Below are 19,827 nucleotides of genomic sequence, written 5' to 3' on the forward strand. Positions count from 1 at the left end.
CGAGCGAACGCGAAGCCCTACCCGTGGCGCTCGCTCCATCGAGAATTACACGAAATAAAATTACATCACTCTCTCTGAACGCTGTAAGATTCAAACGGCTAAATTAGAAACGATAATAAGCAATCGCTCGTAAACTGCCGGTGGGGAGTCTGTCACCCCCACCAAGGTTCACTCTACGCCTGCCCTCGCGTCCCCGAACCCCTACGTCTCCCCTCGCCCCTCCGTCCCCTTTCGACCGGATTCGGAGAGCCACGGCTGAGCGATTCGCAACGCCTTTGCGCCCGGACCGCGCCCCTCCGCATATGAAGCTAGCGGGCATGGCCAGCAACCGCGGCCGCAATCTCGTGAACGTCCACGACCTGGCACCGGGCGGAGCCGAACTCGCCGTCGTCCTCACTAACAGCGAGGACGCGCCGGTCGTCGAGAAGGCCGAGAAGCGTGGTATTCCGACAGAGACGGTCGTCCAGCACGACGACGAGAGCCGACGCGAACACGAACGACGTGTCGTCGAGGCGCTCGACGACTACGACTTCGACCTCGTCTGTCTCGACGGCTACATGCGCGTCCTCTCGGACACGTTCTTACAGCCGATGCCGACCACCCTGAACGTCCACCCCTCCCTGCTGCCCGCCTTCCCAGGCATGGACGCGTGGGGCGACGCTCTGGAGTACGGCGTCGACGTGATAGGCTGTACCGTCCACGCCGTCACGAACGCCGTCGCGGAGGACGGCTCGCTGATCGAGGACGAGATCGACGGCGGCCCAGTCCTCGCTCAGGAACCGGTCCCTGTCTACGAGGGCGACGACGAAGCGGCCCTAAAAAAGCGCGTCCTCTACCAGGGCGAGATGAAAGCGTATCCGCGCGCTGTCAGGTGGTTCGCACAGGACCGCGTCGAGATCGACTGGGAGAACAATCTGGTTCACGTCGAGGACGACACCGGTGGCGAGTTGCCGGAGCGACGGGTCACCAGCGAGGACCGCCACGCCGAACTGCGCTACGGGGAGAACCCCCATCAGGACGCGGCGCTGTACGCCGACCCGACCTGCGAGGAGGCCAGCGTCGTCTCGGCCGACCAGTTGAACGAGGGCGCGAAGGGGATGTCCTACAACAACTACAACGACACGGACGCCGCCCTGGACATCGTCAAGGAGTTCGACGAGCCAGCGGCCGCGGTCATCAAGCACACGAACCCCGCGGGGTGTGCCACTGCCGACACGCTCGCCGAGGCCTACGCCGACGCCCTCGCCACCGACCCCAAGAGTGCCTTCGGCGGTATCGTCGGCTTGAACCGCGAGTGCGACGAGGAAACCGCGGCACAGATCGTCGACTCGTTCAAGGAGGTCGTCGTCGCGCCCGGCTACACCGACGACGCTCTCGACACTCTCTTACAGAAGGAGAATCTCCGTGTGCTGGACGTGAGTGATGCGTACGACGTGACCGAACCCGTTACCGAAAAAGACCTCGTCGGCGGCACGCTCGTGCAGGAACGGGACACCCAGGCCCCCACTCGCGCGGACCTGGAAGTGGTCACCGAGCGCGAACCCACCGACGAGCAACTCGAATCCCTGCTGTTCGCCTGGCAGACGGTCAAACACGTCAAATCCAACGCCATCCTGTTCGCGACGGGCACGGAAACTGTCGGCGTCGGTGCGGGACAGGTCTCCCGGGTCGACGCCGTCGAGATCGCGAAAATGAAAGCCGAGAAAGACGCCGAGGGCAAGTCGGCCGCGGGTGCGGTCATGGCCTCGGACGCCTTCTTCCCGTTCCCTGACGGGATCGAGGCCGCCGCCGAGGCCGGTATCGAGGCGGTCGTCCAGCCCGGCGGCTCGGTCAACGACGACGACGTGATCGCGGCCGCGGACGAACACGACATGGCGATGGTGTTCACAGGCAGTCGGGCGTTTCGACACGACTGACTGGCTTTTCACTTCCCGAGTTTACCAGGGGGTCTTCGGGACAGCATCGAAGCCCCGGGCAGAATCCGTGGCAGAACACCGACCGGGACGGAGGCCGTGACTCGATGGGCAGCCCCGAGCAGTGATCGCAACGCGAAGTCGAAACCGGCGGTGGTGCTCGGCTCCGTGGTCGGTGTCGGTCAGGCGTCGGCCGACATGTCGGTCATCTCGTAGCCGACGATGAGCTTCATGATCTCCTCGGTGCCGTCGGGAATCGTCAGTCCCGAGTGCGGAGAGCGCGAAGCGACGATTCGCCGCGAGGATTCGTTGACGTGCCCGTGTGGATTCGAGGGGCACGCTGACCCTGTGGCTTCAGAATCGTTCTTGAGACGGCAGAACAACGAACTCGGGGCGATGGCACGCCCTGTGTATGTTAAGTGGAACAATCACGAATGGCGGGACCACCAGACCCCGCCCTCCATTGCGCTGGAGACAACGGCCAACGAGGAATACACAGACCAGAGTACCGCGTCTAGCGGGAATATCGCTCTCGGAGAGGCTCAGAACGACTGAGGCTCCCACGGGAGGAATCCTCGCCCTTCAGCCCGGGGAGGATGTCACGACGTGGCTCGTCCGCGAGTACGACGCCGTATTCGTCGAGGACTTGGACCCGAAGCGGATGCTGGAACAGTCGCACAACGCTCACAACAAGCAGGATACGGCGTGACGACAGTTCATCACTCTCCTCAATACAACGCCGACCTGTGTGACTGTCAGGGCAAGCAGGTCGAAGCGCGACGTACCACGAAAGAGTGTGCGTCGTGTGGCGTGGAGACGGCGAAGCCCACTGGGTCGGGGAACGCTCCCGTCCGTCGTATGGGTTCGAGACGGATAGAGATGCGAACGCGACAATGAACGCCCTACAACGCGGCTTTTCTGAACTGGGCTGGGATGGCCCGAAGACACGCCCGTAGAGACTACGCTCCTACGGACACGACTCCGGTGTCTGCAAGTCACGTCGTAGAAACGGGAAGCCTCGGGGTTGTACGGAAGACTCCGCTTTCCGTGATGGCGAGAGACGACGTCTCTCGAACCACTTGACCCCGAGGCGATTCACACTGGGACCGACTGCCGCAAACGTAATACGCTGGCACCCGTAGCCGCGGGCAAATGAATCGACCGAACCTCCGCGGGCGCGTTCCCGAGACGATCGCCGCACGGCTGCCGGGCGGAGAGTCCGACGGTGCGGGGAACGTGGCAGGTAACTCGAGTGACGACGGTGTGGCCGACGAGGCAGACGGCTCCGGTTCTCGGCGATGGACGACGCTACTTGCCCTCTCCGGACTGGGACTGGCGGCACTCGGTGTCGGTCTCCGGTACGCCCTCGACGGTCGCAGTGATAGCGAGACCGACGCCGCGACCGAGACGGGAACCGACGTGACCGACGAGACGCTCGAGGCGAGTGCGGACACCGGTGACGGCAACGAGAACACAGACGACGACGGGCCGCCGCGGATCGCGCCAGCGGTCGGGATGGTCGCGCTGGTCGGAATACGGCTGTTCGTCGAGCGTGTCAGAAAACAGTACGCCGACGCCACGAACGGAGCCGCGGGTTAGTTGTAAGCGGACCGGCCCGTGATTTCTTTGCCGACGATTAGCTTCTGAATCTCCGTTGTCCCGTCGGGGATCGGCATGACACGGGCGTCACGGAAGTAGCGTTCGAGGCGGTTCTCGGTCTTGAGTCCCTCGCCGCCCATCACCTGGAGAGCGTTCGAGGTTGCGTCGTGGGCCTTCTCGGCAGTATACCCTTTCGCCATCGAGGAGAGCAGGCGTGCGTCGCTATCGCCGTTCTCCAGCGATTCGACCGCCCGCCGCGAGAGCTGCCGGGACGTTTCGAGGTCCACCCGGATGTCGTAGAGCAGTTCCTGCACGAGCTGGTGTTCGGCGATCGGCTTGCCGAACGTCTCGCGCTCTTCGACGTAGTCGACGACCTCGTCGAACGCCGCCTGCATGATGCCGACGGACATGAACGACATCCCGGTCCGCATGAACGAGAACGTCGCGTTCAGCGCCTTCTGCTCGAAGAATAGTTCCGCGACCGAATCCGGGAACGGGACCACGTCGGTCAACTCGTTCCCGTCACGGAGCGCGTTGCCGATGATCGCCGACAGTTTGTTATCCTCCGGAACACGGACGCCGTCGAGGTACATCCGGCCGTTGTTGACGGCTTTCCAACCGATCTTGTTCAGCGTGTCCGCCTCGTAGTCCGAGTACTCGCGGTCGACTAGGAACATGTCCTGTGCGTCGTTTTCTTCGTCGTGAGCGACGACCAGTGAAACGTCCGCGATGGGTGCGTTGCCGACCCAGGTCTTCCCCCCTTCGAGGACGTACTCGTCACCCTCCTTGTGAGCGACGGTCCGTGGCTGGGCCGTATCGGAGCCACCCTCCGGTTCCGAGACCGCGAGCGAGCCGATACACTCGCCGGTTTCCAGTTTCGACAGCTGGTTTGCCTGCGTCTCCTCGCTGGCAAAGCGAACGAACTGGGCAGGAAAGCCCATCATCAGTCCGACGTTGAGACTCGGCCAGTAGTAGCTGACCTCCTCACAGACGATGGCGAACTGACGCAGGTCACCGAAGAACTCCTCGACGGTATCCGGACTGAATCCGACGCCGAGTTCTTCGAGATCCTTCATATACTTCACCATCTCGTCGCGGGTAAACGGTTCCTGATCTGCTTCGTCGACGACTGGCTCGACTTCGCGCTGCAGATACGCACGCAACTCTTTCCGGAACGCCTCCTGTTGTTCAGTCAATTGCATGGTTAATCGTGTTTGTTTGATCTGATGGATCGAGGGTGTCGTCTTCGACGCGTGTTGTCGGTCGGTAGTTCGGGACGTCGTCAAACCGAAACGAGTACGCTGTCCCGCGTGCTCGGGTCGGTGTCCACGTGATGTGCCTGTGGATAACTCCTGCTCGCAGCCACAACGGACGTTAGTTCGGGACGTTGTCCGTAATCTCGCCCATCACGGAGGCGAGCTGGGTGCCTTTCTGTACGGAGCCGTCCAACTCGTACTGCTGCTGCATGAAGCCCTGCACCGGGTCGATGCCGCCGGTGATGAGCCCGGTCAGCGTGTCGGCGGGACCGCTCAGCGTCAGGTCGGCGTCCGAAACCGTCCCGGAGCCGCCCGTGATGGTCTCCTCGCCGGCGTCGACGTCAAGGTGACCCTGCATCGGGCAGTCGTCGGCCTCGAAGTTGGCCGTGATGTCGGCGGCGATCTGGTCTTTGATGCCGGGGTTCTCCTTGACGAGCATATTGACGCCCGTCCAGAGCAGGTCCTGGAACTGGTCGCCGGCTTCCGGTTCCTCCTCGTAGAAACTCGCGATGTCGATGTCGTCCATCCGGCCGATGACCTGTGCGAACAGTTCCGGGTTCTCGCCGACGAGTTCCGCTTCCTGTCCCTGGATATCCTCGAGCAGACCCGGCAGGTCGCCTTTGAGCTGTGCCTCGTTCTTGTCGAGTGTTCCCTCGACGCGTGTGATGAGTTCGTCTGACATAGTTTCGCCCATTCCCCACCGGCACCCTGTGGCCGATGGCTACCACTACATCTTCGCGCTATCCACCTGAGGCTACTCCGTCGCATGTGAGGCGGTTTTATATGCCAGCACGGACACAATCCCATTTGTTGAACAACACGAAGGAAATTTGTCCACTGAGGGCTCTGAAACCGACCTTCGCGTATCGAGAAAATATTGGATTCCGGACAGTTAGAACAGGAACCGCTTGTCCAAGTCGCTGGCGACGTCCGTCATCGTCAGGGCGGCGTCGGAGTACTGGAGAATTTTCTGCATGTCGCCGTCTAGCTCCAGTTTCCCGGACATGATCGCCTCGACGACGTCCAGGTCGCCGCTGACCAGGTCGACCCACTGGTCGAAGTCGCCGGTCAGGACGAACCCGTGGTCGCGCTCGTCGAGACTGTCCATCGTGGTCGTGTTGTAACAGCCCCCGTCTTCCAGACCGATCCAGGCGTAGACCGTCCCGTCGTCGGTGACGTTCTGCTCGAGTTCGTCGAGCAGGTCGTCCATGATGTCCGGCATGACGCGGCGGAGGCCGGGCCAGACCTTCTCGGGCGCTTCGGAGATCTTCGTCTCCAGCAGTTCCTGAGCGGCCCGCTCGGGGAGCGGCCCGTCGCGAGCCTCGATCCCGTCGGCGACGTCCTCGGGCGCGTCTTCGAGGACTGTCTCGAGCGTGTTCTCCGGCAGCTGCGTGATCCCCTCTTCGAGGGCCCCCCAGACCTCCTCGGGAAGGTCGCCGACCGTCCGTTCCTCGATCGGAAGATTCAGCATCTCGAAAACGAAGTCACCGTTCCAGCCGACGCCCCAGCCTCCACCCGTGTCTTCGAGCTCTTGGCTGTCGTCGAGCGCGTGCTGGTACCTGGTAAGCCATGCCGTGGTCGGAAAGTAATCGTCGAGTTCGAACTGTTGTTCCTGTGTACTCATAGGTATCACCCCGTTGCGCGGGAACGTCCCCCAGCCGTGCCCGCCAACGGATCCACCCGAATGAACATCGGAGATTAATAAATTAGTTACCCCGTCAATGTGAGGTTATTTAAACACGATTCGATGTCGAAAGTTCGGGTTATTAAGTAGACCGTCGACGCATACCCGACACTCGGTAAAAAAGTGAGAACCGACCGCATCGACCGGCTCAGAGGATATCCATGTCGCCGCCGAACATATCGCTCTGAGTGTCGGTCTCGATGGTGCAGTCCGACTCGGGATAGGCGATACAGAGGAGTGCGAACCCGTCGTCTCTCTGCATCGGGTCCAGCGCCGCACCCTCGCTCTGGTCGACCTCTCCGTCCCCGACGGTTCCGACACACGAGGTACACTGTCCTTTCCGGCAGGAGTAAGGCAGGTTCAGTCCCACCTCCTCGGCCGCGTCGAGGATGTACTCGTCCTCGTCCACGGAAAACGAGACTTCCTCGCCCTCGTGGTCGAGGGTCACCTCGTGGGTCCCGCCGTCGGCCACGGCCTCCTCGCTCGCCTCGTCCTGCCTGTCTGCCCGTCCGCTCATAGCTCCTGACGAAGCTTGAACATCTCTAAGGCTTCCAGACGCGGGTCGTTGTCGGTGTCTTCGTTGTCGGCCGCTGCTGCGCCGGCCACACCTTCGTTGTTGGCTCGGCCTGTGCCCGAGTCGAGGATGTAGGCTACCTCCTCTTCGACCTTCTCGGGAGTCATCCCGAGGTCATCCGCGGCCTCGTCGACCGCCTCTTGAATCCGCTCGTCGTCCGCAGTGAACTCCGCGCCCTCGATGTCGGTGAGTTCCGTCATCGTCAGTCACCGGCCATCTTCTGTGAGTAGATGTGGTCGTACCTGTCGATCACGTCGTCGTAGTCGCTGCCCTGTGCGTTCTCCATGGCGTCCGCAGAGGCCTGCATGAACTCCGTGGCGCTCCCAGCATCCAGGTCGAGCGTGTCGAACATCATGTCGCCGGCCAGCCGCGCGCCCCGGTTGACGAGCTCGCTGAAGTCGACATCCAGCGGGTCGTTGATGTCCGCGGTGATGAAGTATGCAGTGTCGGTAATGTATCCGATATCTTCGATAGCCTGCTCCCAGATGGCGTTTTCGACGCCCTGGTAGTCCGGGAGCCCCTCGCGTTCCTTCTCGATCAGCTCCTGCAGGAGCTCCAGCCCGAAGGTAATGTGCCGCCCCTCGTCGGTGCTGATGAACTGGAAGCCCTTGTTGAGCAGTTTCAGCGGTGCTTCCTGCATCATCCGGTTCTTGGCGAAGTATCCACCACGGGCGAGGATTCCCTCGACACCGATATGGTAGTTTGTCGCGGCACGGGCGATGTCCGCGGGGTCACCGCCGTGGGCCGCCTGCGCCTGGAGGGTGCCCTGCCGCTCGAACATCTCACCGGCACCACAGGCCTCCGTCCGGGGAATCTGAATTCCCCCGCGACGGCTGTCGAGTTCGTACTGGGGGAACTTGTCGCTCATCACGTTGGTGAGGTACAGGTCAAAAAACTGCGTGTGCTTCGCCTCCTCCAGTCCGAGCGCCGAGGCCATCATCTCTTTTTCCATGGACCGATCGAAGTACGGCGAGGACACCGTCTTCATGATCCGGCGCGCGTCCGCTGCGACGGCCTGTTCGCCGTCGATAAAGTACGAAATGAGTCGCGCCCACTGCTCCTTTTCGTTGTCGTTCAGTCCTCCCCAGACCTCACGGTCGTCCTCGAAACCAACTTTCCGAACTAGCTTTTCCGCGTCCCACGTCCCCAGTTCGACCGACTTCTGGTAGAGTTCGTAGTACTGACTGTCGGTGTCGACTCGCCCCGCCTTGATCTGATCAGTGCTGGCGTCCATACCCACGCTACAGTACACCACACTGGCTGATACAAATACCCCCAGTGATATGAGGACCTTTTTATCGACACCGTCGATTCCGGAATTAGCCGTCGGACAACGGATACGACCGGGCACGCACCAACGCCGGGGGTATCCGCTCCGACTGGCGACCCACGTTTGTCATCATCAAAAGAGACGTTTAGCCTCTGTGACTCCCGTTACCGGGCCGCTCACCTCACATGACTGCCGAACACCTTTTGTTCCCTTGGCTAGAAGTGGGTGATATGCGGGAGTTCAATATCGTCCTTCAAGCGGAGGACGGCACGTACAATCCGCTTGACGAGGCTATCGTCGAGCATCCGGAGCTGACCCGCGAGGCCGCGCTTCACTTCGACCTGATGTCCGATGGGACGAGTGTCTTGTTGTACCACCTCACCGGTGACGCCGACGAACTCGAAGCCATTCTGGACGACGAGGAGAGCGCACTCTCCTACGACGTGTTCGAGGTCGACGGCGACGGCGTGCGTGCTCACGTTCGCTTCGCGGCTAACACGACTCTCTCGGCGATGATCCAGTTGATGGACGAGTACGACCTCATTATCGACCCGCCGGTCGACATCGACGAGGACGGGGGCCTACACATGTCGGTCGCGGGTGACTTCAAGCACATTCGCGAGGCTGCCCGGATGCGCCCTGGCAACTTAGATATCCAACTTCAAGAGGACGACTCCGGCCCCGTCGACCGCGTCGACGTCACGTCACTGCTGACCGCGCGCCAGCACGAGGTGCTGGCGGTCGCTCTGTCGAAAGGCTACTACGAGATTCCGCGTCAGGCGACCAACGAGGATATTGCCGGGAAACTCGACTGTTCGACCAGCACCGTCGGCGAACACCTCCGGAAGATCGAGTCTCGAATCATCTCTCAGGTCGGTCCGGACTGACGGAGACGGCCGAGTCCGACAGTCTAAAGCGCGCCGCTCCGTTCGGTCGCGGTATGGAGTTCCACGACGCGGCGAACTTCCTCTTCGACCTGCGCCGATATCCGCCTCGGACGGGCACGGCGGCGACGCGGGACTTTCTGTCACATCTCGACGACCCGCAGGAATCCGTCCGGGCCATCCAGATCGCCGGCTCGAACGGGAAGGGTAGCACCGCGCGGATGACCGAACGCGTTCTCCGTGAAGCGGGTCTCGACGTCGGTCTCTACACCTCTCCGCACCTCGACGACGTACGCGAACGCGTCCGCATCAACGGCCACAAGCTCACCGAGGGCGCCCTCGTCGAGTTCGTCGAGACGACCAAGCCGTACATCACCGACAGCGCGGCCGACGGGGACGCCCCCACCTTCTTCGAGACCCTCACAGTGATGGCGCTGTGGGCCTTCCGCCGTGCCGAAGTCGACGTCGCTGTCCTCGAAGTCGGCATCGGCGGCCGCTACGACGCCACCAGCGCCGTCGACCCCGTCGCCAGCGCCGTCACGACCGTCACCATCGAACACACCGACCTGCTGGGCGACACCGTCGCCGAAATCGCCCGCGACAAGGCCCACGTCGCTCCCGACGACGCGCCCCTCGTCACTGGCGCGACCGGCGATGCCCGCGAGGCCGCCGCCGAGGTCGCCGGTGACCTCCTCACTGTCGGCCCCGATACCGACGACGACTGTACCGTCGCCTACGCGGGCCGCGACGGGCTGGAGGCGGCGATCTCTATCGATAGCGACGGCCGGCGAGTCGATACGAAACTCCCGCTGCTCGGTGAACACCAGGCCCGAAACGCCGGTGTCGCGGCCGTGCTGGCCCGACAGGCCGCGGACGTGAACGGTGACGACCTCGCACGGGGCCTGCGTAACGCACACTGGCCCGGTCGGTTCGAGGTGATGAGCCGAGAGCCGCTGATCGTGCTGGACGGCGCCCACAACCCCGGTGGCTGTGACGCACTCGCCGGGACGCTCGCGTCGTTCGAGTACGAGGAGTTGCACGTCGTGGTCGGTGCGATGAGCGACAAGGACCACCGCGGAATCGCGGCGGCGCTGCCCGAGGCCGACTACGTCGTCGCCTGCGAACCGGACCTCGGACGCGCCGAGGACGACGACGTGCTCGCACGTGCGTTCGAGGCCGAGGGTGACGCGACGGTCGAGACCCGGAGCGACGTGGCCGGCGCGTTCGAGACGGCCCGCGAGACCGCCGGTCCCGACGACTGCGTCCTGGTGACTGGCTCGCTGTACTGCGTCGCGGAAGCCCGAACGGGTTGGACTCGGCCGACCGTCCCCAAGCGTGTCGACTCGATCGCTGGAGCGCGTGAAACGCTCGCGGACGCCCACGTTACCGACGCGGGTGTCTGGCGGATGGGCGGCAAAGGAGTCCACCGTGTTCTGCGAACCCGCGTTCAACCTCGACAGGCCCAGTACCTCAAAGAGGAGATGCTCTCGTTGGGCGGGGAGTGTAGCGTCTCCGGGCTGGCCGACCAGGACCGCGAGAACGTTGAGGCGGTCCTGATGGGGACGCTGGCACAGTTCAAGCGCCTCGCCGGAAAGCTCGACGGCCAGCCCTACGGGCTCTCGCCGCTTTCGGACGACATCCGGGCGGCACTGGAGATCGAGGGCCACGGTCCGGACGACCGGGGGTATCCGTGGGACGACGGTACCGCGGTTATGGGCATTCTGAACGTCACGCCAGACAGCTTCCACGACGGTGGCGAGTACGACGCCCTCGGCGCGGCCGTCGCCCGTGCCGAGGAGATGGTCGACCACGGCGTCGACATCGTCGACGTGGGCGGCGAGTCGACCCGACCTGGTGCGGACCCGGTTCCCGCCGACGAGGAAATCGACCGCGTTGTTCCGGTTATCGAGCAGATCAGCGACCTCGACACCACGGTCGCCGTCGACACGCGCAAGGCGGCCGTCGCCAGGGCGGCCCTCGATGCGGGTGCGGACATCCTCAACGACGTCTCCGGACTCGAAGACCCGGAGATGCGACTGGTCGCGGCCGACCACGACGTGCCCGTCGTCGTGATGCACAGTGAGGAGACACCGGTCGATCCCGACACCGAGCGCGAGTACGACGACGTGGTCACGGACGTCCTGGAGGAGGTGACCGAACGCATTCTTCTGGCCGAGAAGGCCGGTCTGGACCGCGAACAGATCATCGTCGACCCCGGACTGGGCTTCGGCAAGTCCCCCACCGAGGACTTCGAGCTGCTCGGCCGGGTCGACGAGTTCCAGGCGCTGGGATGCCCGGTTCTGGTCGGTCACTCCCACAAGTCGATGTTCGGTTGTATCGACCGCGGCCCCGACGAGCGACTGGCGGCGACCGTCGCGGCGACGACCATCGCCGCCGAGCGCGGAGCCGACATCGTCCGGGTCCACGACGTCGAGGAAAACGTCGCTGCCGTCCGGGCCGTCGACGCCGCGAACGATCCGACCGCTACCGACGAGTAAGCCGCCTCAAAACAGCCCCTGTTCCTCGCGCAGGTCTCGGTAGCAGTCGAGGTACCGGTCAAGCACGTCTTCGTGGTCGTACCGGTCCAGACTAGGGTCCCGGTCCAGTCGTTCCATGCCGGCGGCCTCGCGGATTGCCTCCGTGAGTTCCTCGTCGTCGGTAACCCGGAAACTCCGTGGGTAGGTTTCGATGAGTTCGTGAGCGCTGGATTCGGCCTGGTACTCGACGATTCCGATACAGCCACAGGCGAGCGCCCAGAGCAACTCCGTGGCGAAGTTCTCCCTGAAGGCGGTGTGTACGAAGGTGTGAGCCCCCCGATAGATCGAGAGTCGCTCCGCTCGGTCGAGGTCGCCGGCGAACGTGATCCGGTCGTCGATACGGAGGTCTGCTGCCGCCGACTCGACCGCCTCGCGACGCGGACCGTCGCCGATAATCGTCGCCGACCAGTCCCGCCGACGCAACTCCGCCAGAGCGAGCAACAGCGTCTGGACGTTCGCGTCCGCGTCCAGGCCGCGGGCGTAAACGATATCGGCGTCCTCGTCCGGTTCCACGCCGTCGATCAGCGACGCGTCGATACTCTCGGGAATGACACGGGTGTTCTCGCTCGTTGCGCCGTGTTCGCGGACGTGGGTCCGGACCAGTTCCGACGGCGTGACGACCGTGTCTGGCATCTTCGCGGCGTATCTCGTCACCCGCGAGTCAGGCAGGCTCTCGTCACCGAACCACTCGACGACGAGCGGCGCGCGAGCAGGAACGGCCGCGAACTTCGCGGCGGCGACGACGGCTGGCGGTTCGGGTGTCGCGTGGATTACGTCCGGGCGGTCCAGCGCCACCACCCAGGGGATTCGAGTGAGGAAGGCGGCTTTCGACTCGGAGACGGTGACTCCGCGGTACGTGATTCCTTCGTGTTCGATGGTTTCGGGGTAGTCCGGCCACCACTGGGCGCAGTAGACGATCACGTCGTGACCGCGAGCGTCGAGGTTCGTCGCGATGCGGTGGAGGCGTTCCCGTCCGTCCGTGAACTCGTGAAACACCGTCCGCTCCGACACGATAGCGACCCGCATACCGGGGGGACACGGCGCCCGCTCAAAAATCCCGGTCTTTTGCCCGACGCGGCGGCGCTCGCGCGTTCGGAGACGCTCCCTTCGTCGCCGGCGCGTGGCGCCGGTTGCCTGAGGGATTCCCGAGCCCTCTCCGGTCGGGTCTCCCGGCCCGCACAAAACGTATACCGCGTCCGTCCGACCCACAGCCATGCACGACCTGGAACGGTACCTCAACGTCCGCAGCGCGTACGGCGCGTCCGTCGGTCCGGAGGGCACCGTCGCGTTCCTCATGAATACGACCGGCACGCCGCAGGTCTGGACGCTCGACGAACCCGGTGAGTGGCCCGAGCAACGCACCTTCTACGACGAACGGGTCACATTCTGCTCGTTCTCACCAGAGCGCTGCGAACTCGCCTTCGGCATGGACGATGGCGGAGACGAGTTCACCCAGCTATTCAGGCTGGACCTCGCCTCCGGTGAGGTAACACCTCTCACCGATATGCCAGACGCCATTCACTACTGGGGTGGCTGGTCTCACGGCGGCGACCGCATAGCGTTTGCCGCAAACCGTCGCGACGAGTCCGTCTTCGACGTGCACGTGCAGGGCCGTGAGGAACGCGGTGACGAGGCCGAACTGGTCCACGAGGGTGACGGCTGGCTCGCGCTCGCGGGCTGGAGCCCCGACGACGACCGCCTGCTGGTCACCGAACACGCCTCCTCGTTCGACACGGATCTGTACGTCCTCCATCTGGACTCGGGCGACCTCGAACGCGTCACACCCCACGACGGCGACGTCCGCTACAACAGCCCTTCTTGGGGGCCCGACGGGGACGCAATCTATTGCTGTACCGACCGGGAGAGCAACACTCTCAGGCTCGAACGACTCGCCCTCGACACGCTCGACTTCGAACTGGTCGAGAGTGGGGGCCAGTGGAACGTCGACGGGGTGGCCCTGGACGACGAGACCGGCCACCTGGCCTACTCCCGGAACGTCGACGGCTACACTGAACTCACCGTCGGCGAACTGACTGGCGAGACCACATACGAGACCCGGCCCACGCCGGACCTCCCCGACGGCACCGCAGGCGGTGTGAGTTTCGGCCCCGACGGTGAGGCGCTCGCGCTCTCTGCGTCCAGCCGCACGAGCAACACCAACGTCCACCGCGTCACGCTCGAGACCGGCGAGACCGAACAGTGGACCTGCGCCTCGACCGCCGGCATCCCCCGCTCGTCGTTTCGTGACCCTGAACTGATCCACTACGAGAGTTTCGACGGGCGTGAGATTCCGGCGTACTTTACGCTACCCGAAGGGGCTACCGACGGCGAGTCTGCCGACAACGACGGTGACGGGAACGGGGTGTCGGTCGTCGTCGACATCCACGGCGGCCCCGAGAGCCAGCGTCGCCCCTCGTTTTCGGGACTCACACAGTACTTTCTGTCGCGGGGCTACGCCGTTTTCGAGCCCAACGTCCGGGGCTCGACGGGGTACGGCAAGGCCTACACGCACCTCGACGACGTCGAAAAGCGGCTCGACTCGGTGAAAGACCTGCGGGCGGCCGTCGAGTGGCTCGGTGCGCGTCCCGAGGTTGACCCCGACCGGGTCGTCGCCAAAGGCGGCTCCTACGGTGGGTTCATGATCCTGTCGGCGCTAACGGAGTACCCGGACCTCTGGGCGGCCGGCGTCGACTCCGTGGGCATCGCCAACTTCGTCACGTTCCTGGAGAATACGGGAGCCTGGCGGCAGGACCACCGCGAGGCCGAGTACGGTTCGCTGGACGACGACCGGGACCTCCTCGAATCGATCAGCCCGCTCAACGACGCCGACCGCATCGAAGCGCCCTTGTTCGTCCTCCACGGCGCGAACGACCCGCGGGTGCCCGTCGGCGAGGCCGAACAGATTGCAGAGGAGGTCGAGTCACAGGGCGTTCCTGTCGAGAAACTGGTCTTCGAGGACGAAGGGCACGGAATCTCGAAACTCGAAAACAGGATCGAAGCCTACACGGCCGTGATCGACTTCCTCGACCGACACGTGTAACGTATCACTGCCGAATCAGAAAGCTTGTTCACGGGGCAGTAGAGAGGGAGTATATGGCAGCGATCGAGACGGACGCCTTGATGCGGCGCTACGGGGAGGTGGTCGCCGTCGATTCGGTCGATTTGACTGTCGAACAGGGGGAGGTGTTCGGCTTTCTCGGGCCAAACGGCGCCGGGAAGTCGACGCTCATCAACATGTTACTTGATTACACGCCGCCGACGTCGGGGGAGGCGCGCGTCTTCGGCCACCGGACCCGGGGGGAGGCCGTCGACATCCGCGAACGCGTCGGGGTCCTGCCCGACGGCTACCAGCTGTACGAACGGCTCTCGGGCCGTCGGCACCTGGAGTTCGTCGCCGGGGCCCGCCAGGCCGACGACGACCCCGCCGACGTCCTCGACAGAGTCGGACTCGATCCCGACGACGCCGACCGCAACGCCGGGGACTACTCGAAAGGAATGGCACAGCGACTCGTGCTGGGGATGGCGCTGATCGGTCAGCCGGACCTGCTGATTCTGGACGAGCCGTCCACCGGACTAGACCCGAACGGTATCCGCCTGATGCGGGACGTCATCCGCGAGGAGGTCGACCGCGGTGCGACCGTCTTCTTCTCCAGTCACATCCTGAGCCAGGTCGAGGCGGTCTGTGACCGAGTCGGCGTTATGAACCAAGGCCGGCTCATTGAGGTGGCCGCCCTCGACGAGATTCGGGATGCCATCGGCGTCGGGACGACGTTGCACGTGACCGTCGACCAACAGCCGAAGCTCACGCTGTCGGATCTGGAGGCGATGGACGACGTGACGAACGCCGAGGCCGACGGTCCCGACCTGACCCTGACGCTGTCGGACTCGACGGCGAAGGCCAGAGTCGTCAGCCGGATCGAGGAGGCGGGCGCGACGGTCACCGACTTCGAGACCACGGAGTCCTCGCTCGAAGACCTGTTCGCGGAACTGATCGACGAGGACGAGGCCGTCGAGGAGGCATCGGCATGAGAGACCGACGACTCGTCGTCATGGCCCGGAAGGACTTCGACGACGCCATTCGGTCGAAAACAGTCTGGTTCATCAGCGGTATCTTCGCACTGCTCGTCGTCGGTATCACGTATCAACTTTCTCAGGCCGTCCCGCCGGACTTCCCACAAAGTGCTATCCCGTTCGTCGCCCTCAACGGAGTGGCGCAGTGGATCAGCTGGGTAGTTTCGATTCTCTCCTTGGTTGCCGGATACGCCTCTGTAATCAGCGAGCGGCGCTCGGGGAGCATGAAGATCCTGCTCGGACTCCCGTTCGAGCGAGCGGAAGTCCTCGTTGGCAAGATGCTCGGCCGAACCGCGGTCATCGCCGTCAGCGTCGCCGCCGGCTTCGTCACAGTCGCGCTCAGCATCGTGGTGTTCATCGGCGTACCAGAACTGGCGGATTTCCTCTGGCGATTCCTCGGTCTCTTTTTCCTGACCGTCCTCCTGGGTGCGGTGTACACCACTCTCGCGGTGAGTGTCTCGGCAGTGGTGAGTACGCGACGGCGAGCGATGCTCTCGGTCGTCGCGCTGTTTTTCATCACTCAGGCCGTCTGGACCGGGTTCACGCAGTTCGTCTACCTGTTCTTTGGCGGCGGTAGCGTCCCTCTTCGTCCGCCGGACTGGTACCTGTTCCTCACGTATCTCGCCCCGAGCGCCGCTTATACCCGTGCGGCGTCCGCTCTGGACCTGCTCGTTAGACATCCCAGCCTCGCGATCGACGGCGTCCCACGGCGTGCCGCACAGGCCCAACAGTCGGGGTCGTTCCTGCTCTCCGAGTACCTCGCGTTTCTCGTCTTGATCCTCTGGGCGGTCCTCGGCGGCCTCTTGGCCTACAACGTCTTCCGGAACGCAGACCTCGGGTGACCCCCGTTCTCGGTCGACTCGCTACTCGACACCACCCTGCCCCAGTCCAGCGTCAGTCGAGGGTTGTGCCCTTCTACAGAGGTCGAGAAACTCTGACGGGCCCATTCCACGACAGCTCGTGTCCGGGTCCTCTCCAGGTCACAGGTCACAGACGACGGTGTTGGATCGACGGAGCGCAGGCCGTCGCCATCGCGACGTTCAGAACGCCCACGACACCCAGACCGGGCCGGTGTATCGGGTGGTCGTCCGCCCGACGAGCACGCACGTCGGTAGCGCGCCGAACCGTGAGGGAGTCACCGCCTCATATGACGCCGGTCGCGCGGGCCGCTTCGCGGGCCGCGGGTTCGCTCACGCCGTCACCCAGGATCGTGTAACGGTCCCGGATGCGGTGGGCGGTCGTCAGCGACTCGGTGACGGTCTCGTCGTCGATTCCCAGCTCCTCGGCGGTCGTCGGTGCCCCGATCCGGGCCAGCGCGTCTCGAATTTTTCGCCACTCCGTCTCGCCGCTGTGGAGGTACTCCATAACAATCGAGCCGACACCGACCTGATGACCGTGGAGCGCCGCTCCGGGCACGAGTCGGTCGAGCTGGTGTGAAAAAAGGTGCTCTGCACCGCTGGCTGGCCGCGACGACCCCGCGATGGACATCGCCACACCCGAGGAGACTAAGGCCTTGACTACGATCCAGGCCGACTCCTCCAAGCCCTGTTTCACAGAGTCGGCGTTCTCGACGAGCATTTCGGCGGTCATCTGACTGAGTGCGCCGGCGTACTCGGAGTACTCGACGTTTTTCAACCGGTGGGCGAGCTGCCAGTCCTTGACGGCGGTGTAGTTGCTGATGATGTCCGCACACCCGGCCGTCGTCAGCCGCCAGGGGGCGTTCGCGAGAATTTCGGTGTCCGCCACGACCGCCAGTGGCGGTTCGGCGGCCACGCTGTGGCGCGTATCTTCTCCGGGCACCGAACCGCGGCCGCTGACGATCCCGTCGTGGCTGGCCGCCGTCGGCACCGAGACGAACCCTCTCCCCAACTGGTCGGCGGCCATCTTCGTGATGTCGATGACCTTCCCACCACCGACGCCGATCAGGAACCCGACGTCCGCGGCCCGAGCCGTCTCGATAACGCGCTCGACGGCCTCGAAACTGGCCTCCTGAATCGTCGTCAGTGCCGGGTCGGTCCCCTCCGTTTCGAACGCCCCGACGACGCGGTTCCCTGCCACCTCCTTGGGCGTCGGGCTCGTCACCACGAGCGGCCGCCCCGCCAGGTGGAGTTCCGCGACCGCGTCGACCGTCTGGTCGAGAACCCCGTGCCCCACCACCACGTTCCGGGGCAGGCGTATCCACGTCGACTTATCGAACATGTGTTTCTGTCTCGGCCGACACCTGAAACCCTTTTCTCTCGATAGAAGCCCTCGACACCTGTCTGCCCGACTGGCAGTCCAGCAGAGTTACTCACGGGCAGTGACAGAATCGACCGACTGGTCGGACGCCGGGCCGACCGCGACAGGCACGAGTATCGCGGTCGGTTCCACATCGACGGCGAGTGTGCACGCGCGTTCAGCGAGGGTCGTCTCGACAGCGAAGCGTACGTCGGTCGTGTCGCCGAGACGTCCGTTGTTTCGGGGTACCGTCGTCTACACCAGCGTGTCCAACACGTTAAGCACCCTCGCCTCGTCCTCGCGGTCGGGGCCGTGCTCGTACCCGTCGCGGTCGCTCTCGACGTACTCGTCGACCGTGGCGGCGAGTGCCTCCGCGTGCGGCGTCGATTCCCAGCCCAGCCTCGCCAGTTTCGTCGTCGACAGTAGGTGCGGATAGTACCGGTAGAGCGGGAAGTCGTCGGTGTCGATGTCACCGGCCGCGAGTTCCCGCGACCCGGCGTGGACCGTCTCGACCGACTCGCCCAACACTGTGGCGATGCCCCCGACGAGTTCGTCCAGTGTCGTCGCCCGACGGTCGCCGACGTTGTACGCCTCGCCCGAGTCGCCGTTCTCCGCGACGAACCGGAGCGCCGCGGCCACGTCCTCGACGTAGGCTCGGTGCCACACGTTCGTCCCGTCGCCGGGAACGAGGACGCGGTCGTGATTCGAGACGCGCTCGATCCAGTAGTCCACCCGACCGGTGTAGTCGTGGGGACCGTAAACGTTGCACGGCCGGACGCTCATCGCCCGGACCCCCTCGGCCGCGGCGTCGAAGACGGCGCGGTCCCCCTCGGCCTTCCGGGGGCCGTAACTCGCGTTCGAGTCGTCAGTTGCCTGCTCGTCCGAGCACAGACAGAGCGCGGTTTCGCCCTCGCGTTTCGGGATGGCCTCCTCACCGTAGGCCGCGCCGCTGGAGACGTAGACGTAGGCGTCTGCATCGTCGAAGACGCGGGTCGCCGTCCGAACCTCGCGGGGCCGGTATGCCACGCAGTCGATCACCACGTCAGGGGAGACTGCGCGGGCGGCGTCCGCCAAGTCCGCGTCGTCGGTCCGGTCTCCCCGGACGTGTTCGACGGCCGTGTCGGCGAAGGGGTTGTCGTGTTCGCCTCGGTTGAAGATCGCTACGTCGTAGCCGTGATCGCGCAACTCGGCGACAGTGTGGCGACCGATGAACCGCGTCCCGCCGATGACGAGCGCCGTGTCCATGGGACAGCCTCGATGCGACGGCTCAAAAAAGTCCGTCCGTGGAGCGTCCGTCCCCCACTCGGTCGTCGGTCCTCGTCGAGCGTGGCTTCGGCGTCGGGACGGTCTGTTTCAGTTCAGCTGACATCAAAACTATTTATGACTACTCCGTGGATGGCCGAACATGTCCGCGGAGTGTTGGGCAGACAGCAACGTCAGCAACGTCCTCGACGTGCTCCTCGGGTGAGCCACGATGGCCGCGACCGACGACGCCGATGGGTCCTGACCGCGCCCCTGGCCTGGGCCGGTGCTGGAATCGTCTCCGATCCGCCGATAACTCTCACCACTCACGAGTGACATCTTACGGATGCCTATCCCGGACAAGGCCGACCAGGCGCTCGAACGCCTTTGGAACGCCTTTGACAACGCCGTCGAAGAAACCGAGCAGATGAGCGAGTCGGCGAAGCAGAACGTCCGGGCGGCCATCGACGACCTCGAAGCCCGAATCGAGGGCCTCCGGGACAGCGGCTAACGTCGCCGACCCGGTCGGTTTTTTGCGGCGCGAAGGCGAAAAGATGGGTAGTCACGGGTGCGGAGAGCG

Annotated in this window: 18 protein-coding genes and 1 pseudogene; 9 read left to right on the top strand and 10 right to left on the bottom strand. The window is 64.3% G+C overall.

Annotated elements, in window-relative coordinates:
* Positions 1 to 302: 302 nt before the first annotated feature.
* Entirely contained in the window at positions 303 to 1,916 is a 1,614-nt protein-coding gene (gene purH, locus Q0964_RS02210; RefSeq protein WP_299262994.1) for a bifunctional phosphoribosylaminoimidazolecarboxamide formyltransferase/IMP cyclohydrolase, read from the top strand.
* 179 nt (positions 1,917 to 2,095) lie between these two features.
* On the opposite strand, the gene Q0964_RS02215 is transcribed toward purH, so the two are convergent.
* The gene (locus Q0964_RS02215; protein ID WP_299262996.1) at positions 2,096 to 2,296 is read right to left on the bottom strand and encodes a hypothetical protein; all 201 of its coding nucleotides are present in this window, start codon (positions 2,294 to 2,296) and stop codon (positions 2,096 to 2,098) included.
* Between the two features lie 215 nt (positions 2,297 to 2,511).
* Here Q0964_RS02215 and Q0964_RS02220 point away from each other — a divergent pair.
* Both Q0964_RS02220 and Q0964_RS02225 read left to right on the top strand, forming a co-directional pair.
* Positions 2,512 to 2,996 (top strand): annotated as a pseudogene (locus tag Q0964_RS02220) (zinc ribbon domain-containing protein); the annotation flags it as partial.
* 69 nt (positions 2,997 to 3,065) lie between these two features.
* Positions 3,066 to 3,512, top strand: a complete 447-nt coding sequence (locus Q0964_RS02225) for a hypothetical protein (protein WP_299262998.1) — start codon at positions 3,066 to 3,068, stop codon at positions 3,510 to 3,512.
* Here the strand turns inward: Q0964_RS02225 and Q0964_RS02230 are convergent.
* The 6 genes from Q0964_RS02230 to Q0964_RS02255 form a co-directional block, all read right to left on the bottom strand.
* Complete coding sequence (locus tag Q0964_RS02230) at positions 3,509 to 4,714, bottom strand: acyl-CoA dehydrogenase family protein (RefSeq protein ID WP_299263000.1); 1,206 nt, start codon at positions 4,712 to 4,714, stop codon at positions 3,509 to 3,511. The two genes, Q0964_RS02225 and Q0964_RS02230, sit on opposite strands and share 4 nt — an antisense overlap.
* Positions 4,715 to 4,886: 172 nt before the next feature.
* Positions 4,887 to 5,450: an SCP2 sterol-binding domain-containing protein gene (locus tag Q0964_RS02235; protein ID WP_299263002.1), complete on the bottom strand. Its 564-nt coding sequence runs from the start codon at positions 5,448 to 5,450 to the stop codon at positions 4,887 to 4,889.
* A 210-nt stretch (positions 5,451 to 5,660) separates the two neighbouring features.
* Positions 5,661 to 6,392 (bottom strand): SCP2 sterol-binding domain-containing protein, encoded by a 732-nt coding sequence (locus Q0964_RS02240; protein ID WP_299263004.1) that lies wholly within the window; start codon positions 6,390 to 6,392, stop codon positions 5,661 to 5,663.
* A 208-nt stretch (positions 6,393 to 6,600) separates the two neighbouring features.
* A complete protein-coding gene (locus Q0964_RS02245; RefSeq protein WP_299263006.1) occupies positions 6,601 to 6,969 on the bottom strand; it encodes a 2Fe-2S iron-sulfur cluster-binding protein in 369 nt (122 codons plus the stop codon).
* Positions 6,966 to 7,226 carry a hypothetical protein gene (locus tag Q0964_RS02250; protein WP_299263008.1) on the bottom strand — a complete coding sequence of 87 codons (261 nt, stop codon included), beginning with the start codon at positions 7,224 to 7,226 and terminating at the stop codon, positions 6,966 to 6,968. Before Q0964_RS02250 ends, Q0964_RS02245 begins: the two co-directional genes overlap by 4 nt.
* A gap of 2 nt (positions 7,227 to 7,228) precedes the next feature.
* Complete coding sequence (locus Q0964_RS02255) at positions 7,229 to 8,260, bottom strand: ferritin family protein (protein ID WP_299263010.1); 1,032 nt, start codon at positions 8,258 to 8,260, stop codon at positions 7,229 to 7,231.
* Positions 8,261 to 8,526: 266 nt separating this feature from the next.
* Here Q0964_RS02255 and Q0964_RS02260 point away from each other — a divergent pair, with 266 nt between their 5' ends.
* The gene (locus Q0964_RS02260) at positions 8,527 to 9,183 is read left to right on the top strand and encodes a helix-turn-helix domain-containing protein (protein WP_299263012.1); all 657 of its coding nucleotides are present in this window, start codon (positions 8,527 to 8,529) and stop codon (positions 9,181 to 9,183) included.
* A 53-nt stretch (positions 9,184 to 9,236) separates the two neighbouring features.
* Positions 9,237 to 11,678 carry a dihydropteroate synthase gene (gene folP / locus Q0964_RS02265; RefSeq protein ID WP_299263014.1) on the top strand — a complete coding sequence of 814 codons (2,442 nt, stop codon included), beginning with the start codon at positions 9,237 to 9,239 and terminating at the stop codon, positions 11,676 to 11,678.
* A 6-nt stretch (positions 11,679 to 11,684) separates the two neighbouring features.
* Here folP and Q0964_RS02270 read toward each other — a convergent pair whose 3' ends face one another.
* The gene (locus tag Q0964_RS02270; protein WP_299263016.1) at positions 11,685 to 12,743 is read right to left on the bottom strand and encodes a glycosyltransferase family 4 protein; all 1,059 of its coding nucleotides are present in this window, start codon (positions 12,741 to 12,743) and stop codon (positions 11,685 to 11,687) included.
* Between the two features lie 187 nt (positions 12,744 to 12,930).
* On the opposite strand from Q0964_RS02270, the gene Q0964_RS02275 reads away from it, so the two are divergent.
* From Q0964_RS02275 to Q0964_RS02285, 3 genes are read left to right on the top strand one after another with little or no spacing between them, the layout of a single operon-like run.
* The gene (locus Q0964_RS02275; RefSeq protein ID WP_299263018.1) at positions 12,931 to 14,757 is read left to right on the top strand and encodes a S9 family peptidase; all 1,827 of its coding nucleotides are present in this window, start codon (positions 12,931 to 12,933) and stop codon (positions 14,755 to 14,757) included.
* 53 nt (positions 14,758 to 14,810) lie between these two features.
* Complete coding sequence (locus Q0964_RS02280; protein ID WP_299263020.1) at positions 14,811 to 15,746, top strand: ABC transporter ATP-binding protein; 936 nt, start codon at positions 14,811 to 14,813, stop codon at positions 15,744 to 15,746.
* The gene (locus Q0964_RS02285) at positions 15,743 to 16,630 is read left to right on the top strand and encodes an ABC transporter permease (RefSeq protein ID WP_299263021.1); all 888 of its coding nucleotides are present in this window, start codon (positions 15,743 to 15,745) and stop codon (positions 16,628 to 16,630) included. The genes Q0964_RS02280 and Q0964_RS02285 overlap by 4 nt, the downstream gene beginning before the upstream one ends.
* Before the next feature lie 301 nt (positions 16,631 to 16,931).
* Here the strand turns inward: Q0964_RS02285 and Q0964_RS02290 are convergent, their stop codons facing one another.
* Both Q0964_RS02290 and Q0964_RS02295 read right to left on the bottom strand, forming a co-directional pair.
* Positions 16,932 to 17,987: an NAD(P)-dependent glycerol-1-phosphate dehydrogenase gene (locus Q0964_RS02290; protein WP_299263022.1), complete on the bottom strand. Its 1,056-nt coding sequence runs from the start codon at positions 17,985 to 17,987 to the stop codon at positions 16,932 to 16,934.
* A 273-nt stretch (positions 17,988 to 18,260) separates the two neighbouring features.
* Entirely contained in the window at positions 18,261 to 19,250 is a 990-nt protein-coding gene (locus Q0964_RS02295) for an NAD-dependent epimerase/dehydratase family protein (RefSeq protein ID WP_299263024.1), read from the bottom strand.
* Between the two features lie 343 nt (positions 19,251 to 19,593).
* Here Q0964_RS02295 and Q0964_RS02300 point away from each other — a divergent pair, with 343 nt between their 5' ends.
* Positions 19,594 to 19,758, top strand: coding sequence for a hypothetical protein (locus tag Q0964_RS02300; protein WP_299263026.1), 165 nt, complete (start codon positions 19,594 to 19,596; stop codon positions 19,756 to 19,758).
* Positions 19,759 to 19,827 lie beyond the last annotated feature (69 nt).

Source organism: Halorientalis sp. (assembly GCF_028275115.1).
In the GTDB taxonomy this organism is placed as follows: Archaea; Halobacteriota; Halobacteria; order Halobacteriales; family Haloarculaceae; genus Halorientalis.